We start from the raw sequence: 16,588 nt of genomic DNA on the forward strand, positions 1-16,588 counted from the left end.
CTCAAGCTTTGGCAACCGTTTTGAGGTTGCCGGCATGCAGACCGCATTCTTTCTTGGCGGCATCCTCCCACCACCAACGACCTTCGCGCTCATGCTGATTCGGCAGAATCGGGCGTGTGCATGGTTCACAGCCAATACTGGCGAAACCTTTGCGATGCAGTTCGTTGAAGGGCACGTCATAGGCTTCGATGTAATCCCACACCTGCGCCGATGACCAGTTCGCGAGTGGATTGAATTTGATCAGGCGATGGTCGGGCGTGGAAAAGGTTTCATCCAACTCGACCTCTGCCAGATGTTGCCGAGTTGGGTTTTGGTCGCGGCGCTGGCCGGTGATCCAGGCCTCCAGCTGAGAAAGCTTGCGTCGCAGTGGCTCAACTTTACGGATGCCGCAGCACTCGTGATGGCCGTCTTTGTAGAAACTGAATAAGCCCTTTTCTCTAACCAAAGCTTCCAATTGGGCGCGATCGGGTGAAAGAACGTCGAGTCGAATGGGATATCGCTCTCGAACTGTTTCGATCAGGCGGTAAGTTTCAGGATGCAAGCGACCGGTATCCAAGGTGAACACCTGAATATCCGGCTTAAGTTTGCTGGCCATGTCGATCAACACCACGTCTTCCGCACCGCTGAAGGAAATGGCGATATTGTCGAACCAGGCCAGCGCTGCCTTCAGAATTATGCGGGGATTTTTTCCCGCCAACTCGCTTTTAAGCTGATCGAGATCGAAGAATTGAGTGCTCATGTCGAATTAAGAAATACGTTGTCGTGGATACGGTAACACACGAGATTCAATCCTAAAAATTCTAAAAATTACTTTTCATATAGAAAAATAGGATATGACCAAATGAAAACCTGATGGGTGATGAAGCTTACCAATGAGCACAGAACTACCGATGGACTCCGAGCTTCTAGGTTTGAGTCAGCCCTATCGGAACCTAAGTGACTATCTTCATTGGCCTTCCGTATCGGTTAGATGGGCGCGTTCGACTTCATCGCTCATCGGAAATGAAAAAGCCCTGCCGGAAACGGCAGGGCTTTGATGTCTTCGTCCGTGAAATCGACCGATTACATCATGTCGTCCATGCCGGCTCCCGGCATTCCGGCCGCCTTTTCCTTTTTCGGCAGCTCGGCCACCATCGCTTCCGTGGTGAGCATCAGACCAGCCACGGACGCTGCGTTCTGCAGCGCGGAACGGGTGACCTTGGTCGGGTCGAGGATACCCATCTGGATCATGTCGCCGTATTCGCCAGTTGCGGCGTTGTAGCCGAAGGTGCCTTCGCCTTCCTGAACCCGGTTCAGAACGACCGAAGGCTCTTCGCCGGCGTTGGCGACGATTTGGCGCAGCGGCTCCTCAATTGCACGGCGCAGGATGGCGATACCCACGGTTTGGTCGTGGTTCTTGCCCTGCAGATCCTTCAGCGCTTTTTGAGCTCGGATGAAAGCGACGCCGCCGCCCGGAACGATGCCTTCTTCAACCGCGGCACGGGTTGCGTGCAGCGCGTCTTCCACGCGGGCTTTCTTTTCTTTCATCTCGACTTCGGTTGCCGCGCCGACCTTGATTACGGCAACACCGCCGGCCAGTTTAGCGACACGCTCCTGCAATTTCTCGCGATCGTAGTCCGAAGTGGTGTCTTCAATCTGTTTGCGGATCTGTTCGACGCGAGCCTTGATGTCTTCGGCTTTGCCGGCGCCATCGACGATGGTAGTGTTTTCCTTGTTGACTTGTACCTTCTTCGCGCTACCCAAGTCGTTGAGGTCGACCTTTTCAAGGCTGAGCCCCAACTCTTCGGAGATCACACGGCCACCGGTCAGGATGGCGATGTCCTCCAACATGGCCTTGCGGCGATCGCCGAAGCCCGGTGCCTTGACCGCGCAAACCTTGAGGATGCCGCGCATGTTGTTGACCACCAAAGTCGCCAGCGCTTCGCCCTCGACGTCCTCGGCAACGATCAACAGCGAGCGACCGGCCTTGGCCACTTTTTCAAGCAGCGGCAGCAAATCGCGGATGTTGGAGATTTTCTTGTCATGCAGCAGGATATACGGGTTTTCGAGCTCGACGCTCATGGTCTCCTGCTGATTGATGAAATAGGGCGAGAGATAGCCGCGATCGAACTGCATACCTTCGACGACGTCCAGTTCGTTTTCCAAACCGGACCCTTCCTCGACGGTGATCACGCCTTCCTTACCCACTTTATCCATAGCGTCGGCGATAATCTTGCCGATGCTTTCGTCGGAGTTGGCAGAGATGGTGCCGACCTGAGCGATCGCTTTGCTGTCGGTGCAGGGCTTAGAAAGTTTTTTCAGCTCTTCGACGACCACGCTGACCGCCTGATCGATGCCGCGTTTGATATCCATCGGGCTTGAACCCGCAGCCACGGATTTCAAACCTTCGCGGACTATGGCTTGGGCCAGAACGGTCGCCGTGGTGGTGCCGTCGCCAGCGACATCGGAGGTCTTCGAAGCGACTTCCTTCACCATCTGGGCGCCCATATTTTCGAACTTGTCTTTCAGCTCGATCTCTTTTGCGACCGAAACGCCGTCTTTGGTGACGGTGGGCGCGCCGAAGCTCTTTTCGAGTACGACATTCCGGCCTTTCGGGCCAAGGGTTTGCTTCACGGCATCGGCCAGAATGTTAACACCAGCCAACATGCGGTGGCGGGCATCATCGGAAAAACGGACTTCTTTAGCTGCCATCAGTTAATTCCTCCAAGTATCGGTCTGAATGTTAATGTCGTGGATCAGGCTTCGAATACGCCCATAATGTCGTCTTCGCGCAGCATCAGATATTCGGTTCCGTCGATTTTCACCTCGGTACCGGCATACTTGCCGAACAAGACTTTGTCACCGACTTTTACATCCAGTGCGCGTACCTGACCGTTATCTAGGATTTTTCCGTTTCCTACAGCTACCACTTCACCTTTGATGGGCTTTTCCTTTGCGGTGTCGGGAATGACGATCCCGCCTGGAGACGTTTTCTCTTCTTCCCAGCGTTTTACGACGACACGGTCATGCAAGGGACGAATTTTCATGATGACTGTTTGCTCCTTGAAGTAATGTTGAATCTCGAAAAAAGCCGCGATAGCGATGTTAGCACTCGCTAGCGAAGGCTGCTAACAATATAGTGACGGCAACTTAGTTTTCAAGTGGCCCAACATGAAATTTCGATTAAGGCTTGGGGCCGAGGAAAGGAAGGCCGGTAGAGCTTTACGCAAAAAAACGAAAGGTCCTATTGTCTGTAGAAGCTTGGGAATGCAGTCGAGTGGATGAATGTGACGGTGGCGATAGCCTGGTTATCGGTTCCGGCGGCCTAGCGACGAAAGAACAAATTGATCACCAGTGTCAGCACGAGGCTGATGATGATCATGGAGGTAATGGGGATGAAGATGTACTTGTTTTCGTCTTGAATCCGGATATCACCGGGCAGTTTCCCGAACCAGCTGAAAATTCCTGGAGCGTACGACAGGATCAGTCCGAGCAGAAACAAGCCGATACCGACGAAGATAAGGATTTTTCCAATAGACACGGTTCAAACCCTCTTTGAACTTTCATCACCAGCCACTAGGTAGACCGAAGCGAACAGCAAGAGTGCCGCAAGCCCCAGCAACCATCGAATGTCGGTCCAGGTGGTCCGGCGTTCAGCGAATTCCGGCGCGCGCAATGCCTCCATGAGAGCTTGCGGTGTTTCCAGACGATGGTAGCGGAGTCCTGTTGTTGCGCTCAGTTCACGCAGATGGTTTTCATCCAGCCAGGAAAGGTAATAGCCCTCATGCGGAAGGCGGGGGGCAGCCTCCGTCGTTTGGTATGCGGTGGTGGATTCCGGTATTTGCGCGATATCGGTATTTTCCCAATAACCGATGAGCCGGTTTTCACGATCGTATTTCGGGACAGTGGTTGGTTGCAGGCCGCCCACGCCCACGATGAGACCCGCAATTTCCCCGGGCTTTTCAAAAAAATTCGGGCGTATGGTCTGCGGTGGTGCTTCCTGGCCGTCGGTGAAGAACGCGAGCCGAACGCTGGGATCGCGTTTCTTGATGTCCCGGATCGCCGCATAAATCCCTTGCTCTATAAAGCTGTTGGCCGCCCAGGCCATACGCCAATCGATATGGGCGAGCACGTCGTCGATCACGGGCAGGTGTTCGCAAACCTCAATGGGTTCGAACAGTAGTTGAACGCTCCGAGTCGTAAAAATTCCGAGGCCGACTTCAGAACCGCAAGGCAGTTCACGTACCGCTTGACGGATCGATTCCTTAGCGAAATTGAGCCGGTCCGGCGGCATGTTATCGACATGATAATCGCGCACGTTCATGCTCTGGGTTACGTCGACCACGAACGCGTAGCGGTAAACCTGCTGTGGCAAAGGGAGTTTCGGCTCGGCAAAGGTCCATGCGACGAGTACGGCGGCTACGAGCAGCGTCGTCGCGCGCCAGTCCCGACAAAACAACCGCATCTTCACGGCGCGCCGCCCGGAATCGTGGGTACGGTTGCAAACACGCTGGATTTCGCACCCTGCCAATTCGCTTGCTCCCGCTCCCTGGCCGGAGGCGTAATCCGATGAGCATATTCAAGATTAATGCGGGCGTCCAAGTTGTTCGGGTTCAGCCTGAGAGCCTCCTGCAACTGTTCCTTCGCTAGAGCGACCAGCGTGTTGACGCGAACGTACTCCAGAACGCCCTTGGCGTTCCAGAGCTCAGCCGCTTCCCGCAGATACAGTGTTCCAAGGTTGTAATGAACCCACTCGCGAAAATGTTCGTCCCCTTGACCGAGAATGCCGGTATAAAGCTGCATGGCTTCCAGGGTCGCGCCCGATCGTTCGAGTTGGTGGGCTTTGGCGAACAACAGCGGCGAGGGTGTTTTCTCGTCGACCTCTATCCGTTCCGGTTCTGCGATTAGACCGTTGTGGCGGGCAATACGGAAAATGGCGTGGCCTTCGTAAACGATTCCGGCTAGCAGTATGGCTAGAACGCCCCAGATCGTTGCTGGCGAGCGCCAAACGTGTATCAGGCTGGCCATGATCTTACCTCCAGGAACTTGGCACCGAGCAGTAGCGCCAAAAATACGAGAGCTGCCCCGTAGCAGTAGCTGGAGACATCCTGGCGCGGTAGCTTTTCGAGATAATGCAAAGGAAGATTTTCCAATCGTTCGACCTCCGCGATCGCATGCTGTAGCGCCTCCGGGTTTTCCGCCTCGAAAGCCCGATACGGTACGCCGAGACTCTGGAAATATTCATGGAGAAGATATTCGGGCGTCGTGCTTTCGTTGGGATTGGCTGGTTTCTCCGAAAGGCGTCCGCTTCTTGGGTTACGGAGATAAATCCAGTAAAGGGTTGCTTGCGTTTCCTGAAACCACTGTCTGAGCTGGTCGCTGGTTTCCTCTTCGATCTGCGCGGCTCCGTCCGAAACCAGCAATATGATCCGAGAACCCGTAAACGGTTTTCCGCTGTAGAAGTCGAGTGCCATCGCAAGTCCCGGAGCGATGTTGGTTGCGCCGTGGCCGCGGCCGCTGGTTGCCTCGATAGCGGCCAATACGGCCTGCTTATCTTGCGTGAAAGGCATCACGTAAATCGGCGCGGCCGAAAAATCGATCATGGCGAACAGATCGTGTTCCCGCCGATTGACAAATTCGGCCAGCAGCTTGCGGGCTACGGCCCCTTTGGTCTCCTGCGCGCGGCCGCCCATATACTGGCCGGAAAAATCCTCGTTCATGCTGCTACTCCGGTCTAGCAGCAATACGATATGCGCTCCAGTCCCGACTCTTTCCACCCAGCGCTCGCTCAAATAGGGGCCGGCGATGCCCAGACTGAGACTGAGAGCCGCCGCCGCGGCGCTGAAGCGCAGCACGCGGTCGAATAGGGTCGATAGCGGATCGCTCGGGAGTATCGATATAGACGAGTAAGAAATCGCCGGCTGTCCGCGTCCAAGCAAAGGAATGAGAGCGGCGAAACCGAGCAGTAAGGCCCATGGCGCCGAGAACTCGATGTTCAAGCGCTCCTCCGTTCGGCAGCGATGCAGCGACGGCACAGCGTTTCAAGCCGTTCCAGCGGCGAATCCGCCGGGATGGGTGCATCCGGGGCGGTGTAAAAGATACGCCGGGACAGAGCGAAGAAATGATTCAACTCGTCACGAAGTTCATTGAAGGCGGGATGTGCCGCGAGGAAGCTCTCCAATTCCCCGGCAAACAGACGAAATCCGGCGGTATCGTCCAAGGCTCGATGCAAAAGCCTGACCGCGGTCCGGTACGCTTCAGCGTCGCCTCGTTTACGATTGAGTTTCCTAATATCTCGCAAGGCGCGTGCGAACGGCGGTGTTGTCTTTGCAAAGAACGGCAGCCAGCCGTAGCGGCGGGCGAGGATGGCGAGCACGACTAGGGCTCCGGCGAGATAAGCGGTAAATCTCAGGGGATGGGGACCGATCGGAAGCGGTTCGGGACCGGCGGACTCGCGGATCTTGACGTTCTCGTCCGAGATATCGGTCGGAATGATCGGAGCGATTGCAATATTCCAGGGCTGTGTCTGCACTTCCAGCGGCGCACGGCCCCGAAAGCGGATCGGCAGCGCAGGGATGGTCAGTTTTTCCGGCTGTCGTACGCCTTTAAATATTTGATACGTCAGCCGTAGCCGATATTGTGTCTCGTCTTGCGTGTCAACCTTGGTCCAATTGACGGCGCGGATGTCCAGCCACTCGTTGAGTGGCCCGGGCACGGGCAGATATTCGGTTTCCAAGTCATAGCCGTCAGGCACGGTGACAAGAACGTCGTAGTCGACCGGGTCCCCGATGACATAACCGAAATCGCGCAGCGTGAGGGATTCGATGCGGGGTGTGGACCCGGCGGCGTAGGCGAGTATCGGTAGCCACAGAAGCACCGGACTCAAGCTTAAAATCAGTTTAAACAGGGGCCGCATCGCTTAGGCTCGATAAAAATAACGGGTGAGGTCATCCGGGTCGAAACGGTCTTTCAGGAAGAACGGTTCTCGGCCGTGCAGCGCGCAGATCCGTTCCAGATCGTCGCGGCGTTGTTCGAATGAAGCCCGGATCTTTTCGCGCAGCGCCGGGCGCATGAATAATCGCCGCCGGATGCCGGTTTCGGGATCTTTCAAATAAATCAGCCCCCATGACGGAAGCCGATCGAATTCGGCGCTGTCCCACAAAACCACCGGAACCACGTCGTGACGCACTAGTGAGTCGAGCACGGTGTCGAGACGGTCGAATGAGAAATGAAAATCCGAAACAAGAAAGACCAAGGCTTTTTGTTTCCCAAGATGCGGTGCAACTTCATTCAGTCCATCAGAAGACCGACCTCGCGGGTAAAAATTTCCCAAGGTCTCCAGCAGTTCGGCGGCGGCTCCTTTGTGCCAACGCAGCGGCAGGAACAAGTCCCAGCGTATCGCGCTGTCACAAGCGATAAAGCCGAAAAGATCGCCGGTGCGATAAGCGGAATAAGCCACCGACGCGGTGAATTCGGCCAACAGTCGGGTTTTCGATGTGGTACCCCGAAACCCCATGGACGCCGAAAGGTCAGCGATAACATAAACGGGAATCGCGCTTCTTTGGCGAAAGGTTCGAACCATGAGCTGGCCGAAGGGGTCGTGCAGTGTGGCGCGTATGTCCAGGCTTCGTGGGTCCGGATGGGCCGTCAAGAGCGCATAACCGGCGAACTCGTGGCTGGTGCCGTGCTGTGTGCCGCGGTGGTGGCCTGGAAGTATGCCGGGCGAGCGCCAACTGACTTGGTAATGAAACTCGGGAATCAAGGTGCTGCGACGCGTTGCAAAATACCGTTCATCAGTTCACCGACCAGGTCAGTACGGCGAAGCTCATAAACCGGGTTGAAGAAAACCCGGTGGGCTGTGGTATCCACGAAGACCTGACGGATGTCCTCCGGAATTAGAGCGGTCCGATCGTTGAGCCAAGCCGAGACACGGGCTGCCCGCATCATCATGCTCATTCCTCTGGGGCTGGCACCCGCCAGGATCAATTGCCGCATGTCCACGCCGTCTATCTTGATCCCATAATCCTGGGGAGTCCGGGTCGCCTGCCAAAGGTCGAGCGCATATTGCTGCAGCGCGTCGCTCGCTTTGATCTCGGCTTGAATGACGCGGGCGATATCCACGATGTCTCGATAGGGCAGAACGCCCGGCTGTACGCCCTCGATGAGCCTATCGGTGTCGTGAAAGCGCGGATCGAACATCAAAGCGCGTCGCAAAGCGGGGTCTTGCGGCGTCTCGATATGCAGTTCCATCAGGAAACGGTCGCGCGCCGCCGAAGGAATTTCGAAGGTTTCTTCCTTTTCGACCCGGTTGCGGTCGGCGAACACTTGGAGATACGGGAAAAAGTACTCCCGGTTGAAAGCGCTGATGCTGCGCTCGGCCATGATCCGCAACAGCAAGGAATGGACCTGAGGGCGGGCACGGTTCACCTCGTTGAAGAAAAATACGGAAAGCTGCTCGCCATGTTTGAGAATAGGGCCGGGATCGACCTGCGGTTTGCCAACTTCATTAATATAAGTGTGATAGACGAGATCGTTCGGCATTAGATCGATCGTGCCCTCGATACGCTCATAAGCGCCGCCCAATCCGCGCGCGACGGCTCGCAGCAAGGTGGTTTTACCGACGCCGACATCGCCTTCCAGCATAACGTGGCCGCGGGAGAACACTGCCAGAGTGATTTGATGAATGGCATGATCGAGACCGATCACAGCCTTTCCGATTTCCTGCTCAAAGCTTAAGGCGCGCTGCCGCCAGTCGGACAGCAAGGAGTGTTTATCGAATCGGGACATAGGGTAGAAACGGGTGGTATGGTATGAGAGAGATGTTCAGCAGGCAACTCTGTAGGTTACATCATCGGAACCCAAAAAGTAAAAACCCCGCGTAGCGGGGTTTGGGTCAGGCTCAAATATCGGTTGATTGCTCGTTGAGAGATTAAGGGAATGATCTAACGATCGCGACGTTACTAGGCGGTCTCGGTCTGTTTTCCGGAATCAATGAGTGGGTCGAAGCGCTGAATTTGGCTGTATCCGAATGAGATCAATTGCACACCGATATCGACGACTAGTTTGTAAAGTTCGGGCATCCGAGAGACAAGATAGCCTATGTAACCCAAGGCGCCGATGCCAAGCCCGGCGGCGAGCACGGTCGGCAAGCCGATGCCGTGGAAAATGCGGATAATCTGCGTCAGAATGTCCAGTGGCAATAGCAGCATAACCCCGAAGTAAACGAGGGTCATGAATGTAAATAGTACGAAGACGACGAACTTCAACGCCTTCGCCAACATAAGATCTACTTTCATACGTATTTTTTCCTTCCCAAGCTCAAGCTAAGAAATCTTTGTCTGGGCCGACACGATGGAAATTGCGACCACCGCCCCAAGCCTCCCGGTAGTTCGGGAGCCGTCTATAAAATAAAAGCCGCGAGATGCCGGCTCGAATCATACTGCCTATGGTAAATTTCGCGGCATTTTAGCATATCAATCCTCCTCGACCAGCTTAAATCCGTGGCGTGGGATCTCGCATCCAAGTGATCACCGAGGTGGCTATCTTCAAGCGTATCCGGTCGGCCAGTCTTTTCGAAAACGGAGGGAGCCGTTGACTGTAATTTTGAATTCGATAGGAGGATATCCCCATGTTCGGACGTGAACATGCGAAAATCGTTTTTTCAGTGGGCACATCTTTATCGAATGGCCAAGACCATATTTCGTTTGTTTCCTCCCCCTTTTGAGGAGGTAGCATTAGAAGGGCTTTATCTCAGACTGAATCTGCACCGGCTGGGCACGCCCGAAAAGCCTTTCGTGTACGCCAATTTCCTCACCAGCCTGGATGGACGAATTGCGTTGGAGGATTCGAGCGGACAGACCTACCTTCCGAAAAGCCTGACCACGCCGAATGACTTTCGATTGTTTCTGGAGCTGGAGTGCCAAGCGGATTGCCTGATCACGCACGGTGGCTATCTCCGTTCGCTGGCGGAGAAACGTCTGGGAAACATTCTTCAAATCGGTCTGACCGATACGACCCGCGACCTTGCAGAGTGGCGCGAGGCGCAAGGGCTGGTTCCTCAACCGGCGATCGTCGTCGCGAGCGCCAGTCTGGACTTCCCGATGCCGCCGTCCATCCGAGAACATGGTCAGGCTTGTTACATCGCCACAGGAGAACAGGCGGATCCTGCGAAGCTGGACTATTGGCGCAGGCAAGGATACGACATCATTCTCGCGGGGAAGGGGAGAATGGTGGAGGGTGACGTGCTGACGCGTCGGCTGGGCGAACTCGGCTACCGAACCATTTACCTGATCGCCGGGCCTCACATGTTGGACACGATGGTCCGTGAAGGGCGTCTTGCACGTCTGTTTCAGACGATCACTCATCAACTGATGGGCGGAGAGGTCTTCCGTACGTTGCTGCCGGGTCCGGAATTGGGGCCGTTCGGGCACCTGAAACTGCTGTCCTTGTATTACGATCCTACCTCGCCGCTGGGGGCGGGGCAGTGGTTCGCCCAATTTGAGAGCAATCACGTGTAGAGGCTGTTGGAATTGTGAGGGGTGATATGACGAAATCGGCGCTCGTTACCGGCGCGGCACGCCGTATCGGTGCGGAAATTGTACGTCGGCTACATGCGGCCGGATACCATATCGTGCTGCATTACCATCGGTCCGCGGCTGACGCCGAGGCTTTGTGCAGAGAGCTTAACGCCGTGCGCGAGGATTCGGTCCACTTGCTGCAGGCCGATTTGCGGGAGACAGGCGGGCTGAATGATTTCGTCCAGCGGGCGGCGGCCGTTTGGGGCGGTCTAGACGTCTTGGTGAATAACGCGTCGGCGTTCTATCCCACCCCGTTGGGGACGGTGACGGAGGATCAATGGAACGACCTTCTGGGCAGCAATCTGAAAGCGCCGTTTTTTCTGGTCCAAACGGCGGCACCTTATTTGAGAGAACGTAAGGGTTGTATCGTCAATATCGGTGACATCCATGCCGATCGTCCGCTCGAGAACTACACCGTTTACTGCGTCGCGAAAGCCGGGCTGGCGGCGATGACCCGTGCCCTCGCGAAAGAGTTGGCGCCGGATATCCGGGTTAACGGCGTCGCGCCCGGTGCTATTCTGTGGCCCGAGCACGATATGGATTCCACGAAAAAAGCCGACATTCTGACCCGTATACCCATGAAACGCGCTGGCGAAGCGTCCGATATCGCGAAAGCGGTCGTATTCCTGGTCGCGAATGCGCCTTATGTTACCGGCCAGATACTGGCGGTGGATGGCGGTAGGAGTCTGTTTAGCTGATATCCGAAACTGAGCCGAGCCGCCGCTGCTTTACGCCGGTTTTATCGAATTTGGCCCACAGTTCAGCGTAACTCTCGCCAAGTATGGGGTGTTTTCGATTGGGTGTGATTTCGGCAAGCGGTTCCAATACGAAGGCATAGCGGGTGATGTCATCGCGTGGTAGTGCAAGCTTGCCTTCTTGGAGTACCTGGTCGCCATATAGGATCAAATCGAGATCGAGCGTGCGCGAAGAGAATTTCTTGCAGTCCCGTGTACGCCCATGGTGGCTTTCGATCTCGCTCAGCATCGTCACGATCTCGGATACCGGGCGCTCGGTGGAGAATGCCACCACTAAGTTGTAAAAGCTGGAGCCCTCGAAGCCGACCGCTTCACTTTCGTAAACGCTCGAGACAGTCAATGGGCCTACCCGCTCTTCCAACTCTTTCAAGGCGGAAGCGATGTGCTTTTCTCTTTCGATATTGCTGCCGATGCTGAGGAAAACATCAGGCATATTTTTGTTTTTCACCTCGTTCGATAATGATTCCCACGTCGCTGGCTTTACGGATTGCCCCTTTTTTGTTGAGCGTTAACCTGAGCCAGGGCACCTTGAACTCATCGATAACGATTTGAGCGATCTTCTCGGCTAGAGTTTCCACGAGGTAAAAATCGCTTTCCTCTACGAAAGAAATGATGCGTTTTGAAACCGCTTTGTAATCCAGTGTGTGTTTGATATCGTCCGAGGCCGCAGCTTTACGGATATCGGTACCCATTTCCAAGTCGATTAGGACAGTCTGCTTGATTTTTCGCTCCCAATCGTAGATGCCGATCACCGTCTCGATCTCTAGACCGCGTAGAAATATAATGTCCATCGTCAATCCGACCGGTTTTCGCAAAGTCGCGAATTGGTATCACAAAAATTACAAAACTAGCAACCGGAATACATTTTAAGCGCATGGCAGTGTGGTTTTTAGTTCCTTTGGCATATCTCCTGGGCTCACTGTCCAGTGCGGTGATCGTGAGTCGATTGTTCCATCTCCCTGACCCGCGCGAGCAAGGCTCGAAAAATCCGGGTGCGACCAATGTGCTGCGACTGGGCGGCAAGAAAGCGGCCGCGATTACCTTGTTAGGGGATGCCGGCAAGGGATTGGTTCCGGTCTTGTTGGCCAAGGCTTTTGATGCTGACGCGATCAGCATGGCTTTGGTTGGGCTGGCTGCATTTTTCGGGCACCTTTACCCGGTGTTTTTCCAATTTAAGGGCGGCAAGGGCGTTGCCACCGCTCTCGGGGTGCTCTTGGGCTTTGCGTGGGCGGCTGGGCTGGCTGCTTTAGCGACTTGGATTATCGTTGCGTTTGTCTCGCGCATTTCGTCGCTTGCGGCTTTGGTTGCGTCCGTTCTAACGCCATTCTACGTTTGGTTCTTGACCGGTTCCGAGCAGTTGACTGGAGCGGCAGGCGTGATGGCTCTGTTTCTCATTTGGCGCCATCGCGGAAACATCGAGCGCTTGCTTCAGGGGCAGGAGGCTCGGATCGGGCGCAAAGCCTGAATAGTTTGGGCTTTACTGCTGATTTTTCAGACCTCCCTGGCTCGTTTGCCTAAGCCATCGGACTGGGCGCGGGACCGTTCGCTCACGCGGTTTTTCGAGATCTAAGATTCTCGGGCCGCCGAGTCTTGCTCTAGCGTGATCGGCGCCAATGTGCTCAACGGCCAACGCGGAAACGCGCTGATTTCGGGCGGTTCAGTCTGTCCGGCGAGCAGTCTCTGGCAGCCGGCAAACGCGATCATGGCGCCATTGTCGCCGCAAAATTCGAGCCGCGGGAAATAAACCTGGAAGCTTTCTTCTCGAGCCATGCGTCGAAGTTTGTCGCGCATGGATCGATTCGCGCTGACGCCGCCTGCGACCACCAAGCGGGTAAGCCTGGTTTTCTTGAGTGCCCGTCGGCATTTGATCACCAATGTATCGACGACGGCTTCCTGGAACGCCTTGGCAATATCAGCCTTGTCCTGTCGCGTCTTGGCCGTTGAGGCGAATGTAAGCAAGGTGTGCGTTTTCAGGCCGCTGAAGCTGAAATCGAGGCCCGGTCGGTCGGTCATGGGGCGGGGGAACTCGAACCGTTGGACGTCGCCTTCCTCAGCCAATTCCGCGATCGCGGGACCTCCCGGATAGCCGAGGTCGAGCATCTTGGCGGTCTTGTCAAAGGCTTCCCCGGCGGCATCGTCCAGGGATTCTCCCAGGATGCGGTAATGGCCTATGCCTTCTACTTCGATCAACTGGGTATGTCCCCCGGAAACGAGGAGAGCAACGAAGGGAAATCGGGGCGGATCTGGTTCCATCAAGGGTGCAAGCAAATGGCCTTCCATGTGATGGACGCCGATGGACGGGACGCCCAAGGTCCACGCCAAGCTGCGAGCGACAGCCGCCCCAACCAGCAGCGCGCCGACCAGTCCCGGACCAGCCGTGTAAGCGACGCCGTCGATTTGCCGCTTGGAGATGTTGGCGTCTGCAATCACTTGCCGGATCAGCGGCACCAGTTTCTTGATATGGTCGCGGGATGCCAGTTCGGGTACTACGCCTCCGTATTCCGCATGGGTTCTTATCTGGCTGTACAGACGATGAGCCAAGAGCCCCTTTTGAGTGTGATAGATCGCTACGCCTGTTTCATCGCAGGACGTTTCAATGCCGAGTATGTGCATACAAATTGGCTTTTATCTGGAGCTCTCTAGAAGTATAATTAGAGCTTTTCAGTTGGCGGAGTAATTCCGCTGTGGGAATTTTATTTGTTTTGGTTTCAATTTTTGGGAAGCTACATGCCGTCGATCAAGCTGAGAGAAAACGAGCCCTTTGAAATTGCTATCCGTCGTTTTAAACGTGCCTGCGAGAAGGCCGGTATTCTTTCTGAAGTTCGCCGCCGCGAATTCTACGAGAAACCGACCGAGGAACGTAAGCGCAAAGCGGCTGCGGCAGTTAAGCGGCATCTCAAGAAGCTTTCCCGTGAACGGTTTGCTCTGCAGAATTTGCGTAAAGGGCGTCCGCAGACCTGATGGTCGCTATCTATCATGAGCGCGTTGAAAGACCGTCTCCAGGCCGATATGAAAGCGGCCATGAAGGCTGGGGAAAAGGACAGACTAGGCGTCATCCGGCTTATAATGGCCGCCATCAAGCAGCGCGAAGTGGACGAGCGTACTCAGCTAGATGATGCTCAGATCCTCGCCGTTCTAGATAAGATGGCCAAGCAACGGCGTGAATCCATTGCGCAATTTCAGTCCGCTGGGCGCGACGATTTGGTGGCTGCGGAACAAGCGGAACTCGGTATTATTCAGGATTATTTGCCTCAAGCGTTGAGCGAGGCGGAAGTGGAGTCTCTGATTAACGAGGCTTTGGCGGAATCTGGTGCTTCCGGAATCGGCGATATGGGGAAGGTGATGGCTATCCTGAAGCCGAAAATGCAAGGCCGAGCCGACATGGCGGCGGTAAGCGCGCGGGTTAAAAGCCTGTTGAGCCGTTGAAGCACGGAGGTTTAACTTTATTTTGGGAACGGCGAAGCATGAACTGAGCTGCCGGTGTAAACGATGGCCGGCAAAATTCCCCGTGAATTCATTCAAGAACTGATCGCGCGTATCGATCTGGTTGATGTCGTCGATGCGCGCGTCCCTCTCAGGCAGGTCGGCAGTAATTTTACTGCTCGTTGCCCTTTCCATAACGAGAAGACTCCCAGCTTTACCGTAAGCCGCGACAAGCAGTTTTACCATTGCTTCGGTTGTGGCGCACACGGCAATGTCATTGACTTTCTGATGGGCTACGACCATCTGACTTTTGTCGAGGCGGTGGAAAGTCTCGCAGCGCTGGCGGGGCTGAAAATCCCGGAAGAGGCTCAACGTGCCGCGGCAGAGTCCGGCGTTAAGATGGCGAATGCCATATACGAGTTACAGGATGCCGTTTCTCGGTTTTACGCGCATCAGCTCAAAGTCCACCCTGCAGCTCCACGAGCGGTTGCTTATTTGAAAGACAGAGGGGTCAGTGGCGAGCTTGCACAACGATATCGCTTGGGTTATGCGCCCCCAGGGTGGCAAAATCTACCATCAGAGTTTTCGCAGGAGCTTCTCAACGCCGCGGGACTCAGGGTCGTGAAAGGCGACAAGGTTTACGACAGTTTCCGGGATCGTATCATCTTTCCCATACGCGATCGCCGGGGTAGGGTTGTAGGTTTCGGCGGACGGGTTATGGGCGATGGAACTCCGAAATATCTCAATTCGCCGGAAACCATCGTTTTCAAGAAGCACAGAGAAGTATACGGCTTGTACGAACTGTTGAAACAGTCTACGAGGCCTGAACGCATCGTGGTGGTCGAGGGCTATATGGATGTGATTGCCTTGGCACAGAACGGCATTCGCAATGCGGTCGCGACGCTCGGAACCGCTACCTCTGCCGATCACGTCGAACTGTTGTTCCGGTATACGGACGAACTGGTTTTTTGCTTCGATGGCGATTCCGCAGGGCAAAAGGCTGCCTGGAAGGCGCTCGAAGCGAGCCTTCCGTCACTGCGGGACGGACGACAAATCCGATTTCTTCTTTTGCCGGAAGGGCACGATCCTGACTCCTTGGTTCGAACCGAGGGGACCGAAGCGTTTCTCAAACGTCTCGACGCCGCGCTGCCTTTCTCGGATTATTTCTTTAGAAGCTTGGTGCAAAGGCTTGATTTGGACACCCTAGAAGGGCGAGCGACCTTGGTTAATGAAGCCCGGCCTTTGATTGGCAGATTACCTGGCGGCGTTTTTCGCGAGATGATCGAGAGTCGTCTGGTGGAACTTGCGGGACATGGGGTAGTCGAACCATCCGATAAATCGGCTAAGCTTGTAGTACCGTCGGAATCAAGGGTTGCATCCGCAAGCAGTGGAATGCGCCCCTCTACATCGCGGCTCCTTTTGGCGCTTTTGGTCCAAAATCCGGAACTTGCGGCCATGGTTGGAGATGATCTTCGGGCCAACCTAGGCGCTGCCCGCAAGAACGGTCGTCTAATTCAAAAGGTGCTCCAGATTCTCAATGAAAATCCTGGGTTGACCAGTGGTGGTATTTTGGAGCATTTTCGAGGCACGCCGGAGGAGAAGCTTATTGCCACCCTCATGCAATGGGATGTTCCGTTGCCCCCGGATGGTATACGAATTGAGTTTTCGGATGCTTTAATGCGTTTCGAAAAGCAACTCAAACAGGAGCGGTTGGATGAGCTCATAAAAAAATCGAAGAAATTTCAGCTCAGTTCGGCAGAGCGGGAGGAAATGAGAGTGCTCATGAGCTCATGATGTTAGTATTCCACGTTTTCTGTTTTGTCAAAGTTCGAATATACTGTATTGTTTTGCGGG

20 protein-coding genes are annotated in these 16,588 nt (G+C 55.0%); 6 read left to right on the forward strand and 14 right to left on the reverse strand.

The annotated features are described in order from the left end of the window. Nucleotide 1: 1 nt before the first annotated feature. The 11 genes from QEN43_RS18010 to QEN43_RS18060 form a co-directional block, all read right to left on the reverse strand. Nucleotides 2–739, reverse strand: a complete 738-nt coding sequence (locus QEN43_RS18010; protein WP_026609677.1) for a phosphoadenylyl-sulfate reductase — start codon at nt 737–739, stop codon at nt 2–4. Nucleotides 740–1,062: 323 nt separating this feature from the next. After that, on the reverse strand, nt 1,063–2,691 hold the full coding sequence (gene groL / locus QEN43_RS18015) for a chaperonin GroEL (RefSeq protein ID WP_026609678.1): 1,629 nt from the start codon (nt 2,689–2,691) through the stop codon (nt 1,063–1,065). Between the two features lie 44 nt (nt 2,692–2,735). Further along, entirely contained in the window at nt 2,736–3,026 is a 291-nt protein-coding gene (gene groES / locus QEN43_RS18020) for a co-chaperone GroES (RefSeq protein WP_026609679.1), read from the reverse strand. A gap of 278 nt (nt 3,027–3,304) precedes the next feature. Then, entirely contained in the window at nt 3,305–3,520 is a 216-nt protein-coding gene (locus tag QEN43_RS18025; RefSeq protein ID WP_026609680.1) for a DUF2905 domain-containing protein, read from the reverse strand. Nucleotides 3,521–3,523: 3 nt separating this feature from the next. Beyond that, nucleotides 3,524–4,444 (reverse strand): VWA domain-containing protein, encoded by a 921-nt coding sequence (locus QEN43_RS18030; RefSeq protein ID WP_051331523.1) that lies wholly within the window; start codon nt 4,442–4,444, stop codon nt 3,524–3,526. A gap of 2 nt (nt 4,445–4,446) precedes the next feature. After that, nucleotides 4,447–5,007, reverse strand: coding sequence for a tetratricopeptide repeat protein (locus tag QEN43_RS18035; RefSeq protein ID WP_026609682.1), 561 nt, complete (start codon nt 5,005–5,007; stop codon nt 4,447–4,449). Then, nucleotides 4,995–5,978, reverse strand: a complete 984-nt coding sequence (locus QEN43_RS18040) for a vWA domain-containing protein (protein WP_026609683.1) — start codon at nt 5,976–5,978, stop codon at nt 4,995–4,997. The genes QEN43_RS18035 and QEN43_RS18040 overlap by 13 nt, the downstream gene beginning before the upstream one ends. Beyond that, nucleotides 5,975–6,895 (reverse strand): hypothetical protein, encoded by a 921-nt coding sequence (locus tag QEN43_RS18045; protein ID WP_026609684.1) that lies wholly within the window; start codon nt 6,893–6,895, stop codon nt 5,975–5,977. The genes QEN43_RS18040 and QEN43_RS18045 overlap by 4 nt, the downstream gene beginning before the upstream one ends. Nucleotides 6,896–6,898: 3 nt before the next feature. Further along, entirely contained in the window at nt 6,899–7,741 is an 843-nt protein-coding gene (locus QEN43_RS18050) for a DUF58 domain-containing protein (protein ID WP_026609685.1), read from the reverse strand. Continuing rightward, complete coding sequence (locus QEN43_RS18055) at nt 7,738–8,766, reverse strand: AAA family ATPase (RefSeq protein WP_026609686.1); 1,029 nt, start codon at nt 8,764–8,766, stop codon at nt 7,738–7,740. The genes QEN43_RS18050 and QEN43_RS18055 overlap by 4 nt, the downstream gene beginning before the upstream one ends. 173 nt (nt 8,767–8,939) lie before the next feature. Then, a complete protein-coding gene (locus tag QEN43_RS18060) occupies nt 8,940–9,275 on the reverse strand; it encodes a hypothetical protein (RefSeq protein ID WP_026609687.1) in 336 nt (111 codons plus the stop codon). A gap of 348 nt (nt 9,276–9,623) precedes the next feature. Here QEN43_RS18060 and QEN43_RS18065 point away from each other — a divergent pair, with 348 nt between their 5' ends. Both QEN43_RS18065 and QEN43_RS18070 read left to right on the forward strand, forming a co-directional pair. Further along, nucleotides 9,624–10,496 carry a RibD family protein gene (locus tag QEN43_RS18065; RefSeq protein ID WP_235726543.1) on the forward strand — a complete coding sequence of 291 codons (873 nt, stop codon included), beginning with the start codon at nt 9,624–9,626 and terminating at the stop codon, nt 10,494–10,496. A gap of 26 nt (nt 10,497–10,522) precedes the next feature. Further along, entirely contained in the window at nt 10,523–11,254 is a 732-nt protein-coding gene (locus QEN43_RS18070; protein WP_026609689.1) for a pteridine reductase, read from the forward strand. On the opposite strand, the gene folK is transcribed toward QEN43_RS18070, so the two are convergent. Continuing rightward, nucleotides 11,247–11,744, reverse strand: a complete 498-nt coding sequence (gene folK, locus QEN43_RS18075) for a 2-amino-4-hydroxy-6-hydroxymethyldihydropteridine diphosphokinase (RefSeq protein ID WP_026609690.1) — start codon at nt 11,742–11,744, stop codon at nt 11,247–11,249. The genes QEN43_RS18070 and folK overlap by 8 nt on opposite strands. Next, entirely contained in the window at nt 11,737–12,102 is a 366-nt protein-coding gene (folB, locus tag QEN43_RS18080; protein WP_026609691.1) for a dihydroneopterin aldolase, read from the reverse strand. Before folB ends, folK begins: the two co-directional genes overlap by 8 nt. An 83-nt stretch (nt 12,103–12,185) precedes the next feature. On the opposite strand from folB, the gene plsY reads away from it, so the two are divergent. Next, nucleotides 12,186–12,776 carry a glycerol-3-phosphate 1-O-acyltransferase PlsY gene (plsY, locus tag QEN43_RS18085; RefSeq protein WP_026609692.1) on the forward strand — a complete coding sequence of 197 codons (591 nt, stop codon included), beginning with the start codon at nt 12,186–12,188 and terminating at the stop codon, nt 12,774–12,776. 101 nt (nt 12,777–12,877) lie between these two features. On the opposite strand, the gene tsaD is transcribed toward plsY, so the two are convergent. After that, nucleotides 12,878–13,924 carry a tRNA (adenosine(37)-N6)-threonylcarbamoyltransferase complex transferase subunit TsaD gene (gene tsaD, locus QEN43_RS18090; RefSeq protein ID WP_051331524.1) on the reverse strand — a complete coding sequence of 349 codons (1,047 nt, stop codon included), beginning with the start codon at nt 13,922–13,924 and terminating at the stop codon, nt 12,878–12,880. A gap of 114 nt (nt 13,925–14,038) precedes the next feature. Here tsaD and rpsU point away from each other — a divergent pair, with 114 nt between their 5' ends. From rpsU to dnaG, 3 genes are all read left to right on the forward strand, one after another. Further along, entirely contained in the window at nt 14,039–14,272 is a 234-nt protein-coding gene (gene rpsU / locus QEN43_RS18095; RefSeq protein ID WP_026609693.1) for a 30S ribosomal protein S21, read from the forward strand. 15 nt (nt 14,273–14,287) lie between these two features. Next, entirely contained in the window at nt 14,288–14,737 is a 450-nt protein-coding gene (locus QEN43_RS18100) for a GatB/YqeY domain-containing protein (protein WP_026609694.1), read from the forward strand. 63 nt (nt 14,738–14,800) lie between these two features. Next, complete coding sequence (gene dnaG, locus QEN43_RS18105; protein WP_026609695.1) at nt 14,801–16,528, forward strand: DNA primase; 1,728 nt, start codon at nt 14,801–14,803, stop codon at nt 16,526–16,528. Nucleotides 16,529–16,588: the final 60 nt, after the last annotated feature.

Origin of the sequence: Methylocaldum szegediense (assembly GCF_949769195.1) — a bacterium.
Taxonomy (GTDB): Bacteria; Pseudomonadota; Gammaproteobacteria; order Methylococcales; family Methylococcaceae; genus Methylocaldum; species Methylocaldum szegediense.

What these genes read in the sequence shown, in the direction of transcription:
- QEN43_RS18030 (WP_051331523.1), bottom strand. Translation starts at nt 4,444, where the DNA reads ATGCGGTTGTTTTGTCGGGACTGGCGCGCGACGACGCTGCTCGTAGCC.
- QEN43_RS18055 (WP_026609686.1), bottom strand. Translation starts at nt 8,766, where the DNA reads ATGTCCCGATTCGATAAACACTCCTTGCTGTCCGACTGGCGGCAGCGC.
- folK (WP_026609690.1), bottom strand. Translation starts at nt 11,744, where the DNA reads ATGCCTGATGTTTTCCTCAGCATCGGCAGCAATATCGAAAGAGAAAAG.
- rpsU (WP_026609693.1), top strand. Translation starts at nt 14,039, where the DNA reads ATGCCGTCGATCAAGCTGAGAGAAAACGAGCCCTTTGAAATTGCTATC.
- folB (WP_026609691.1), bottom strand. Translation starts at nt 12,102, where the DNA reads ATGGACATTATATTTCTACGCGGTCTAGAGATCGAGACGGTGATCGGC.
- dnaG (WP_026609695.1), top strand. Translation starts at nt 14,801, where the DNA reads ATGGCCGGCAAAATTCCCCGTGAATTCATTCAAGAACTGATCGCGCGT.
- plsY (WP_026609692.1), top strand. Translation starts at nt 12,186, where the DNA reads ATGGCAGTGTGGTTTTTAGTTCCTTTGGCATATCTCCTGGGCTCACTG.
- groL (WP_026609678.1), bottom strand. Translation starts at nt 2,691, where the DNA reads ATGGCAGCTAAAGAAGTCCGTTTTTCCGATGATGCCCGCCACCGCATG.
- tsaD (WP_051331524.1), bottom strand. Translation starts at nt 13,924, where the DNA reads ATGCACATACTCGGCATTGAAACGTCCTGCGATGAAACAGGCGTAGCG.
- QEN43_RS18035 (WP_026609682.1), bottom strand. Translation starts at nt 5,007, where the DNA reads ATGGCCAGCCTGATACACGTTTGGCGCTCGCCAGCAACGATCTGGGGC.
- QEN43_RS18070 (WP_026609689.1), top strand. Translation starts at nt 10,523, where the DNA reads ATGACGAAATCGGCGCTCGTTACCGGCGCGGCACGCCGTATCGGTGCG.
- QEN43_RS18100 (WP_026609694.1), top strand. Translation starts at nt 14,288, where the DNA reads ATGAGCGCGTTGAAAGACCGTCTCCAGGCCGATATGAAAGCGGCCATG.
- QEN43_RS18010 (WP_026609677.1), bottom strand. Translation starts at nt 739, where the DNA reads ATGAGCACTCAATTCTTCGATCTCGATCAGCTTAAAAGCGAGTTGGCG.
- QEN43_RS18045 (WP_026609684.1), bottom strand. Translation starts at nt 6,895, where the DNA reads ATGCGGCCCCTGTTTAAACTGATTTTAAGCTTGAGTCCGGTGCTTCTG.
- QEN43_RS18065 (WP_235726543.1), top strand. Translation starts at nt 9,624, where the DNA reads ATGCGAAAATCGTTTTTTCAGTGGGCACATCTTTATCGAATGGCCAAG.
- QEN43_RS18060 (WP_026609687.1), bottom strand. Translation starts at nt 9,275, where the DNA reads ATGAAAGTAGATCTTATGTTGGCGAAGGCGTTGAAGTTCGTCGTCTTC.
- groES (WP_026609679.1), bottom strand. Translation starts at nt 3,026, where the DNA reads ATGAAAATTCGTCCCTTGCATGACCGTGTCGTCGTAAAACGCTGGGAA.